Origin of the sequence: Flavobacterium sp. ACAM 123 (assembly GCF_000264055.1) — a bacterium.
Taxonomy (GTDB): Bacteria; Bacteroidota; Bacteroidia; order Flavobacteriales; family Flavobacteriaceae; genus Flavobacterium.
Genome location: NZ_AJXL01000116.1, coordinates 1 through 10,354, shown reverse-complemented (window position 1 = coordinate 10,354; position 10,354 = coordinate 1). Strand labels below are relative to the sequence as shown.

Here is a 10,354-nt window from a genome sequence, read left to right as displayed (position 1 = left end):
AGTATTAATTTTTTAACTTTGAATTTATTGAAATTGAAAAAAAAAACACTTCATTTTTTCACCACAGATTAAATTAATTTTACCTTTTTTATAGATGTTTGTGTAACAATTAACCCTAATAAAAATTACTTTACTCCGTATTTATACGGAGTTTCTTATTTAAATACTTTCTAAAAAAAAGGGGTAAAAGTATACTGACAGTTAAATAGTAATATTCTTGTAAATTTTCACAATCTTAAAATACAACGATGAAGTCAAAAATAATTCTTTTTATAACTACTCTTTTTTTAGTTTTTATACCTATTGTAAATTTTGCACAAATTAATCCCGCACCTATAACCGGTACAACTTCAAATTTTTTACTATTTACATCAGCAGGGGACATTACAAACGCAGGAACTACTTCTACTTATTCTGGGAGTATTGGTACTAACGCAGGCAATGTAATAGGTTTTGAAACCTTAATTCAACAACCAACAAATTTATACCGTACTACCCCAGAAACAGCTCAATGTGCGCTTGATTTACAGGCACTTTATAATGATTTAGTAGTAAGAATTGGTACTATTCGAGTGGGTGTATATGGGTCCGAAACTTTAACTCCTGGGGTATATAGCACCGGAGGAGCTATTGCTGTTAATACTGATTTAACATTAGACGGTGGTGGTGATCCCAATGCGCGCTTTATAATAAAAACGGGGGGGCCGTTTACCATGGCAGCAACTGCAAAAATACTTTTAACAAATGGTACGCAGGCAAAAAATGTTTTTTGGGTTATTGCCGGTGCTGCTGCTATTGCCGCAAATTGCGAAGCAAGAGGAACCTTTGTTTCACAAGCAGGCGCTATAAGCTTCGGAGCAAATGCTATGATGGAAGGTAGCGCATTGACTATGGCTGGTGCTATCACTACAGTTGAAGGAATTCATTTGGCTACACCCCCACCAGTTGCAACCAATACAATGATTTTGTTAGGAAATCAAACTATAATTTCAGGTTCTACACCCGCTGATCTAGTCGTAACTGGCAATATCAACCCTGTAATAAAATGGCAAAGTGCCTCAAATAGTGCTTTTACTAGTCCTAAAGATATACTACATTTTTCAACAATCCTGTCAAGTTCTTGCATGGGAAATCTTATTACTACAACCTATTATAGAGCTGTAATACTTATTGATGGTATTTATGCGTATTCTAATAGTGTCGTAATATCGACAACAGCTGCTCCTAAGGTGCGAACCACTGGTTCTTTTGTTCTATATTCAGCTACAGGGGCGATTACTAATTATGGTGCATCAACCTATTTAAGCAATATAGGGACTTACGTGGGGGCAATTACCGGTTTTCCAAATCCATCAGATCCTTTGCTACATGCAGCAGATCCTTTAACCCTAACAGCCAAAGAATATTTACAAGATTTGTTTACTACTATTAACGCCTACCCTATTACTAATTCTTCACATTCGGTTGCTTTTGGATCTGGCGAAATTTTATTTCCCGGTGTCTATTTAATTGGTGCCGCAGCTACAATGGGGGGAGTTCTTACATTAGATGGTCAAAATAATACCGAATCTCTTTTTATTATTAAGATTACCGGAGCACTGGCATTAGCAGCCAACACAGAAATTAAATTAATAAATGGAGCTACGACAGATAATGTGTTTTGGATTATAGATGGAGCATTTTCAACAGGTGTAAATTCCATAGTTAGCGGAACTTTTATTTGTAAAGCAGGAGCTATTGCTTTTGCAGATAATAGTTTAATTCACGGTAGAACATTTACTATGGCAGGTGCTATAACATTAGCAAATAGCAAATTTACTTATGTACTGCCTTATTCACCTACTATCGTTACTTCTGGCAATCAAGTAGTAAATTCAGGATCGCAACCCACAACAATAACCATCACGGGTATGAAAAATCCAGTATTAAGATGGGAAAAATCCACTGATATTATTTTTACAAGTCCTATTGCAATAACAAATGACACAGCAACATTAACTGGCTCAGAAATAGGACGAATTAATGCTACGACCTACATTAGAGCAGTTCTCTCAAACGGATCTATAAAAGAGTATTCACCTATTACTACCTTATCAGTACTAGAAGAACCTATCACTATAGCAGGAACTGTAAACTCTGATCAATCATTATGTGAAGGTTCTTTTCCTGAAGATATAATATTGACGGGGAATAATGGATCAGTAACTAAATGGCAACGTTCCTTAACTGACGATTTTTTATCACCAATAGACATTCTATCCAATAACACCAAACTAACAGGAATAGTCATTGGCGAAATAAACACTACCACATATTTTAGAGCCGTTGTTCAAAACTGCGCTTGTTCCAGTGCGTACTCCAATTATGTAAAAATATCAGTCCTACCTTCAGTAGGAGGAGCCGTCAATTCTAATCAAGAATTTGCTTCCCCTACACAACCTAAAAGTTTGATTTTATCAGGAAATAGCGATTCGGTGATAAAATGGCAAAGCTCGTTAAGTGTTGACTTTAAAAACGCGAATGATATCATAAATACAACAAATACTTTAACTGGAGCTGACATAGGAGTAGTTTCATTGACAACATATTATAGAGCAGTAACTCAAAATTGCAGCTTACAATTTGTCTATTCTACACCTGCGCTTATTACAGTATCGGCAATAACGACTTGGAACGGTCTCACTTGGAGTAATGGCTATCCATCCTCATCAAATTCGGTAGTTTTCGCAAAAAACCTCATAATAACTACTGATATAAAATCCTTGAGCTTGACTGTTAATGCTGGAGTTTCGGTAGTCGTTGGTTCAGGCAATACCGTTACTTTGGGCGGCGGTCTTACAATTGATCCATCAGGCAGTTTTACCTTAAATAATAATGCTAATTTATTGCAGCCAGACGGAGTTGTCAATACGGGTGTCATTACAGTCAAAAAAAATAGCTCAGAACTTTATAGATTAGATTCTACTTTATGGTCATCACCTGTTACTGGTCAAAACTTAAATAAATTTTCACCAGCAACATTGTCCAATAGATTTTACTTTTATGATAGCACTGCTTCTGTCAACGGAGCTTATGCTCCAGTATTTAATAACAGTCTTTTTCCTGGACCAACAGAGGCAAACTACACTTTTGAGATGGCAAAGGGATACCTTATTCGATCTCCCAACACTTTTCCTTCATATGTGCCCGCTGTTTACCCTTCTACTATATCAGCAATACCAGGAGTGTCTTATGAAGGTGAATTTACAGGAACTCCTAATAACGGAACAATAAAGAGTGAACTAAATACTGCTTTGAATGGATTTAATTTGATAGGCAATCCCTATCCATCAGCTATTTCAATTGAAACTTTTCTTGAAACTAATAGCGCAACTATTGATGGCGCCATCTGGTTGTGGCGGAAAATAAATGATTTAGGCACAGGAGTTGGTTATGCCACCGTAACAAATGCAGGACTTACAAGCATACAGCCAGGAGTGATTGAAGGAATTTCAAGTGGTATAATTGGAATTGGTCAAGGTTTTTTTGTAAAAGTAAAAACAGGACTAAGTACAGTAAACATAGTATTTAACAATACAATGCGAAATGAAAATACTTCCCATTTATTCTATAAGACAACAAACAAAGAAATTATAGAGAAACACAGAATATGGCTGAACTTATCAAGTGCAACCGAAACTATATCTCAAAATTTAATTGGATACGTAACCGGAGCTACAAATGGAGTTGATTACAGTTTTGAAGGTAAGAATTTTGGAGCTGTACCTATAAGTTTAACGTCTATTGTCGATGATAATGAGTACAATATTCAAGCAAGAAGCCTACCGTTTGATCCTGCCGATATAGTTCCCTTAAACTTTACAACTAACGTCGCAGGAACGTATTCTATAAGTATTGACCATGTTGATGGCCTTTTTGAAACAAATCAGCAAATCCTGTTAAAAGATAATTTAACGGGGAATTTGCAAAATTTAAAACAAAAGGCTTATTCTTTCGACTCACAAATTGGAAATTTCAAAACTCGTTTTGAAATTATTTACCAAAAGCAATTAGGAGTCAACAATCCAAAACTTGACGATGAGACTATTGTAATATTTAAACAAAATGACATCTTGAATATTAATTCTGGCCACCTCATAATGGATAAAATTGAAATTTATGATGTCGCAGGGCAATTACTTTTTAGTTTAGATAATGTTGATACCTCTAGTCAAAAAATATCGATGCTTTCAATTAAAAACCAAATGCTTGTTGTTAAAATTAAAACAATTGACAACAAATTTCTAAGTAAAAAAATAATATACTAACATGTCTAAAAACAACAAAGAAAGAAGAAGAAATAATTTATATTTTTGTTTATTCTTTTTTATCCTCTGCTCACTATCTACTTTCGCTCAAGTTGATGATTCTGGTTGGGAATCTAGCGGTAAAGTCCATAATAATCCAGAAGGCCCTCCAACAGATGCTGATCCAATAGCAGCTCCAATAGATGATCACCTTTGGATTTTATTAAGTTTAGGTTTAAGTTTAGGAGCTTTTCAAATGTGGTCACAAAAAAAGAACCAATCAGTTTAAAGAAAATCGAATGTATTTTACTTGATGTCCTATCCTAAAGAAAAATACGTTCTCCAAAAAATAAAACAGTAGTAAATGAACGTTTACTGCTGTTTTTTGCTTTAAAAACCTTTAATTTCATTTGACATCCTTGACTAAACGCCTTAACCTGTTTTCTCCATTTGTATCGCTGTGAAGCAACAATGCCAACATCATAAGTTAATTTTTATAAGTTGTGTCTTCCATAACTTAATTGTACCGCTTTCCCTTTAAAAGCTCGGTCGGAAATCTTGCATATGTTTCATAAATTAAAATAAAGTCTTTTAATCTTTATTCAAACTGCGGGCTAAGCTAGCATGTCCACAAGTATCAAAAAATATTATCTACATTTTACCTTACAAAAAAGTAATTGATAATTTAAGAAAGTAAAATATAAAACAATTTTCATTCTAGATACTTTAATTATTGCAAACGAGCAGGCTAAATTCGATAGTAAATTAAGTTAACATGTCTAATTCATCGTATTATTTAAAAAATATAACCTATAATTGATCTTACAAAAAACTATATTTGATTTATGGTTATTAAAGATAGATTAGTATTAGTGGAAGATGATTTAAGCTTAGGTAGCACTATGGTAGCAATTTTAAATATGAGTGGATTTGAAGTCATATGGAAAAAAAGTGGACATGAAGCTGTAACTTATCTAAAAAATCATAGCTGTGACTTTATACTCTGTGATTTAATGATGCCTTTTATGAATGGAGAACAGTTATTGTCAATAGTACGGGAAGACAAAAAACATAATATTACTCCTTTCATAATCATTACTGCCAACTTAGATACTAAAATAAAGCAAAGCCTATTAAAAAATGGAGTAAATGATTATATTACAAAACCCTTTAACACAAAAGAACTGATTTACAAAATCAATAACATGTTAGCTTTTAAGCAAAAAATTATAAAAACAACAAAGCCAGATCCTTTTTCGAAAGTCACAATTAAATTATCGGAAAAAGATTTTACCATGTCCTTAAATGAGATTTTATCAAAAAATTTACAATCACAAATTAATACGGAACAACTAGCAAAATTACTTTTCAAAAGCAAGTCTACATTAGACAAACAAATTAGACATTATACGAATAGAAATACGAGCCAATACATGAGGGAATTTAAACTTGAATATGCAATTAAACTAATTAACCTTGGTGAGAAGAGCATTCATTTTTTAATTAAAGAAACTGGCTTTAATTCATCATCCTACTTCACCACTAGTTTTAAGGACTATACAGGAATGACACCACGAAACTACATCAAGCAAATGGATATAAAATATTAAGAAAATAACGCAAAATTTGTATCGTCATAAAGCCATTTTATTGAATATTAAACAGACAGTTAAACCTTCAACATACCACCACTGTAAAAAAGGAAGTTTACAATTTTATCAAAGCTAAATAGAGGATTACTTTTTAAATTCAAGGCTTACGTAGTTAACAAATACTTCTTTATTATCGTTTCTAAATGCTCAAAACGAAACGGTTTTCTAATATAGGCTTTAGCTCCTAAGGCAAGTCCTTGTAATTCATCCTCCAAATCTGACTTGGCTGACATTAAAACGACTGGAATGTGAGAATAACTCGAGAGGCAGTGCTGTTTTAGGAAATTATAGCCATTCAATTTTGGCATCATGACATCACACAAAATAAGATCTGGTTTTTCTTGTTGCACTTTTTCTAAACCGTCAACACCATCTATAGCAGATACAACTTGATAACCCGCATACAAAAGCAAATAACCAAGTGTCGCTAGCAGTGTTGACTCGTCCTCAATGATTAAAATCTTTTTCAAAATAATAGCTTTAATTTTTTTTAAAATTGTACCTCTACAATAACTAATAATAGTTTAATTTTTATTTTGCTCTTGGAAATTGCAAGGTAACTTTTGTTCCTTTTCCCAACTTACTTTCTATTTTAATGTCACCTAAATTTATTTCCGTAAATATTTTAACAATATAAAGCCCCAAACCCGTTCCCTCAATACCATTAGTGTTACTAGCTCTAAAAAAAATATTAAATAGATTTACTTGCTCATCCTCAGGGATTCCAATTCCCGTGTCTATAATCTCGACAACAATTATATCTTCTTTATTAAAAACACCGAGAATTACGTCGTCATTTCCTTGAGAATATTTACAGGCATTCTTTAATAAATTGATTAGAATGTATTCCATTAATTTCATATCTGTGTGTACAGGAAAAGTAGCTTCCTGAAACGTAGCTTTAATATTTCTCTTTTTTGTTTTGCTATAATTACCTTCGCTAATAATTTTTAAGCAAAATTCTTTTAAATCAAAAGTAACCGCATCATAACTCGTTTTTTGCATATCATTTTTAGAAAGAACTAATAAACTATCCATTAAAGAAACCACACGGTCGATCTCTCCTCTAATTACGTTTATTCTTTCATCAATAAACGAAACATTATCTAACTTTTTATTCCGTATGTACATTTCAATTAAATCCGCATTAGCAACGATCGTAGACATTGGAGTCCTCAGTTCGTGAGAAATAGTAGAAACTAAATTAATCCTTAATTTATTCAATTCCTTCTCTTTATTTATTGCTTTTTTTATAGCTACCTTTGCTTCTCTTTCTTGTGTAATATCTCTTGTAGCAGTTTGGAAATTAATTGGAATCCCGTTCTCAATTACTAACGTTACTTTACTTTCACACCATATATAAAACCCCTTTTTATGTTTTAATCTTAAAGTGATGTTTTTAACTTGCTTTACAGTCATAAAACTTAAAATCATTCTTTGAAGTTTATCCAAATCTTTAGGATGAACAAATTGCAAAGGAGATAATTCCAGAAGTTCTTCAGGAACAAAGCCTAAAATTCTTTCTATAGAAGGCGAAACGTAAGTGAATTTGCTATTCATATGGTGTAAACAAACTAAATCTATCGTATTATCTGCCAAAAGTCTATAAAAGCCCGTCGCTTCATTCAACTGTATTGTCTTATTTTTGCTTATTTCATCTGTTAACCATTTGTTTTCGTCTTCTACTCTTTTTCTTTCTGTAATATCAATAATTTGCGGAATATAATTCACTATTTCACCCTTGGCATCTTTAACTACCGAAACAAACAATTGTGCCCAAACGACTGATTTATTTTTATGATAATATCTTTTTTCCATATTAAAACTAGAAGAATTTCCCGCAGATAATTTTTCCTTATTAAATAAGTATTCTTCCAAATCATCCGGATGAGTAATTTCATAAACGGTCATCGCTCTAAATTCTTCCTCAGTATAGCCCAAAATAGTAGATAACGTGTTATTTACTACTTGCCAATAACCATGCGTGTCAACTAAAGCAATTCCCACAGCAGAATGCTCAAAAGCTCCTTTAAACTTTTCTTCACTTTGCTCTAATTTTTCTTTGAGCTTTACCTCAAGCGTAATGTCATGCATGGCTCCAATCATTTGCAAAGCTTTGCCCTCTAAATCCCTAATAATTATTGCATTATCTTTTACATAAGCATACTCTCCATTGGTTTTCAAATAACGATATTCAGCAGACCATCGAGAACCTTTTCCATCAAGACAATCTTTTAAACTTTGGAGACAAAATTCCTTATCATCCTTATGCACGAGATTATTAAATTCCTCTAGGTCAATAAAATTATCATTAAAATGGTAGCCAAATTGAACATAGTAACTATTACTAACAAATACTTTTTGTGTTGATATTTGCCAATCCCATATAATTGCTGATGTGGCCAAGCTGGCTAAATAGAACCGATTAATACTTACCTCTAACGCATCTTCTGCATTCTTTAATGTTGTAATATCGGTAAAAGAACACACTACATAAAGTAACTCCTCATTATCACCCAATATGGGTATAGCATCCACTAAAAGCCAAATTACATAATTTCTTAAAGGACGATGAACTCCCATGACGATATTCCTGACTGGTTTTAAATACTTAATAGCTTGTATAACAGGATAATTTTCGCATTTAAACTCGCTCCCATCGCGATAAATTATGTCCCAAAGTGAATCAAAAGAGGTTGTGCCAAGTAGTTGATCCCGCGTTAATCCTAACATATCACAAGCAGCTGAATTGTTTTCTAGTATTTCTGAATTTGATCCTTGAACTAAAATACCAACTCCCACATTCTGCATAATATTAGTAAGTCGCTGTTTACTTTTAAGTATTTCCAGTTGACTGTTCTTACTTTCACTAATATCAACGGCAGTTATAAAACACTGTTTCAAATTAGTAGAAAGAGAACCAGCGAGCAAAATAGAAATTTCTGTATTTTTATTACTTAACAAAACTAATTCGCATGTCTGTTTAATTTTCGACTTAAAAATTGCTTCTAAAAAAGTATTGAAAATCGACCTGCAGTTTTCTGAAACAAAAAAGCCAAACTGATTATTTATTAATTTATCGCGATCCTTACCAATCATCTTTGCTATTGCATAATTTCCTTCCAGAATTTCACCTTCTTGAGAAAGTGTAAAGTATCCAATGGGTGCAAAGTCATAGAGCTCTCTATATGATTGAGCAGCTCTTTCAGAACTTTCTTGGGCCGCCGTAACTTCCTCATTTTGCATTTCTAATTCAATTTGATGCACTTCTAATTCGTGAACTAGACTTCGTAGATCAAGTTCTGAAACTTGAGAATACTTTTTATTGCTACTTTTTTCTAGAAAATCTTCAGCCTCTTTTCGGAGCAACTGCGCTTTAGATTGTGCTGTTAAATTTCCATCTAAATCAAATTGATCAAAAATCTGTTCTGAAGTTTTATTAATAAAGTCTTGTAATTTATTATTTTCAAAATGCAGTTGCCACAAAGACTCTATTTGAGAAATAGCCTCTTTAATAATTTTTAATTGAATCGAAGAAAGTACAATAAAACCCTTATTTAGTAAACAAAACGTTCCTTGTAATGCGCCTGTAGCATTAAAAATAGGAAATCCTGCAAAAAAATCAAAAGAATAATCTCCGTTTAGCACTTCAACTTGTTCTTCTTTGTTGCTATTTGAAATTACTAGCTCCTCTTTTTGATCAATAAGTTGCTTAAAACCGATAATTTCATTTGGATCAGTTAAGTGTTCTAAACCAAATTTAACTTGTACTTCATGATCGCTACCATTCTCTAAAGTAATAAATCCATCCATTACCTCACAGATGTCACAAGCAAAAAGTAATACCCTTTCTAAATCACTATGTAATTTTAAGTCAAAAGAATTTGCCTTATTAGGTTTATTTGAAAGATCAGTATTCATTCAAGTTGTTGTTTTTAAGAAATACAGTTACATTCGAAATTTCGATAACACAAAGTACTATTAACTTCAATAGTAAACAAATTAAACGATTGTTAATTTAGAAAAGGCTACTAAATGAATAAATGATTACTTAATTAGGATTATTTTTTTAATTTCAAGGAAATAGCAAACCAAAATTCTTCATAGAATCATTTGCTTAACTAGCACAACTAGTTAATTTGATTTTACTATAATTTGAAAAGATACTCAGAAAAATAAATTATAGCCTTTATATTTTAAATTATTTACTATAAATAACTACCTCGAAAACACATGATGTACTTTGGCTAATATTCAAGGGAATCTTGCTACACAGCTTTCTCAAAATAATAGGAATATTTCTATTTGAGATCTTTATTGTCGGTTATAAATGATTATGAGTTGTGTAGACAAGATCAATAAACCAACTAACAATATGAATACAACGAACTCAAACCATGAAAACTTTTAAATATT

The 10,354-nt window shown here is 32.3% G+C and carries 5 protein-coding genes; 3 read left to right on the top strand and 2 right to left on the bottom strand.

What is annotated here, in order from left to right; genetic code table 11:
* Positions 1-248 precede the first annotated feature (248 nt).
* The 3 genes from A3SG_RS0115750 to A3SG_RS0115740 all read left to right on the top strand — a co-directional run bounded on the left by A3SG_RS0115750 (position 249) and on the right by A3SG_RS0115740 (position 5,896).
* Positions 249-4,307, top strand: coding sequence for an ice-binding family protein (locus A3SG_RS0115750; protein ID WP_016990966.1), 4,059 nt, complete (start codon positions 249-251; stop codon positions 4,305-4,307).
* Between the two features lies 1 nt (position 4,308).
* Positions 4,309-4,575 (top strand): hypothetical protein, encoded by a 267-nt coding sequence (locus A3SG_RS0115745; protein WP_016990965.1) that lies wholly within the window; start codon positions 4,309-4,311, stop codon positions 4,573-4,575.
* A gap of 556 nt (positions 4,576-5,131) precedes the next feature.
* Positions 5,132-5,896, top strand: coding sequence for a response regulator transcription factor (locus A3SG_RS0115740; protein ID WP_016990964.1), 765 nt, complete (start codon positions 5,132-5,134; stop codon positions 5,894-5,896).
* Positions 5,897-6,042: 146 nt separating this feature from the next.
* Here A3SG_RS0115740 and A3SG_RS0115735 read toward each other — a convergent pair whose 3' ends face one another.
* Complete coding sequence (locus A3SG_RS0115735; protein ID WP_016990963.1) at positions 6,043-6,408, bottom strand: response regulator transcription factor; 366 nt, start codon at positions 6,406-6,408, stop codon at positions 6,043-6,045.
* 61 nt (positions 6,409-6,469) lie between these two features.
* Positions 6,470-9,859 carry a PAS domain S-box protein gene (locus A3SG_RS0115730; protein WP_016990962.1) on the bottom strand — a complete coding sequence of 1,130 codons (3,390 nt, stop codon included), beginning with the start codon at positions 9,857-9,859 and terminating at the stop codon, positions 6,470-6,472.
* Between the last annotated feature and the right edge of the window lie 495 nt (positions 9,860-10,354).

What these genes read in the sequence shown, in the direction of transcription:
- A3SG_RS0115750 (WP_016990966.1), top strand. Translation starts at nt 249, where the DNA reads ATGAAGTCAAAAATAATTCTTTTTATAACTACTCTTTTTTTAGTTTTT.
- A3SG_RS0115745 (WP_016990965.1), top strand. Translation starts at nt 4,309, where the DNA reads ATGTCTAAAAACAACAAAGAAAGAAGAAGAAATAATTTATATTTTTGT.
- A3SG_RS0115740 (WP_016990964.1), top strand. Translation starts at nt 5,132, where the DNA reads ATGGTTATTAAAGATAGATTAGTATTAGTGGAAGATGATTTAAGCTTA.
- A3SG_RS0115730 (WP_016990962.1), bottom strand. Translation starts at nt 9,859, where the DNA reads ATGAATACTGATCTTTCAAATAAACCTAATAAGGCAAATTCTTTTGAC.